This is a genomic window from Streptomyces sp. AC627_RSS907 (assembly GCF_019049165.1).
In genome coordinates this window covers 1-617 of sequence record NZ_JAGMUE010000466.1, presented here as the reverse complement: position 1 = coordinate 617, position 617 = coordinate 1, and the positions used below count along the sequence as shown (strand labels likewise).

Below are 617 nucleotides of genomic sequence, written 5' to 3'. Positions count from 1 at the left end.
GGGGTGCACGGCGACGGCGCGGTTGGCCGGGTCCGTCAGCTCGGCCACCGGCACCGTGAACACCCTCGCGGTCTCGGCCGGGTCGACCGGCGCGACCGGGCTCGGCCGGCGCCACCAGCCGAGGACCGGGGTCACGACGAACTCGCTGACCGGGATGTACAGCCGCGGCAGCACGCCGAAGAGCTGCACACCTGACGGGTCGAGGCCGGTCTCCTCCTCCGCCTCGCGCAGCGCCGCGCGCAGCGGCCCGTCCCCCGCCGGATCGCCGTCCTCCGGATCCAGCGCCCCGCCGGGGAAGGAGGGCTGCCCAGCGTGGGAGCGCAGGGTGCCGGCGCGCTCCATGAGGAGGAGTTCGGGGCCGCCCGGGCCCACGAACGGAGGGCCGAGCGCGGGGGCGACGGCGCCGCGGGCGCGTTCGGCCTCGCGGGCGCCGCCACGTTCCGCGGCGCCTGCGAGGTCGGGGTGGCGCGCGCCGGCGTACGCACCGGGCGTGGACCCGTCGGCCGCCCCTGGCTCCCCGGTCGCCGCGCGCCGGTGCGGTGCGCCCCCGGGCGCGAGCGCGGGCGCCCGCGTCGGCTCACCGGTCGGCGCCGGCCCGCGCCCCTGCGTCGTAGAAC

The 617-nt window shown here is 80.4% G+C and carries 1 protein-coding gene; it reads right to left on the bottom strand.

What is annotated here, in order from left to right:
* Positions 1 to 617 (bottom strand): CoA pyrophosphatase (locus tag KUM32_RS44300; protein WP_254406648.1); only part of this gene is annotated, 617 nt, incomplete at both ends.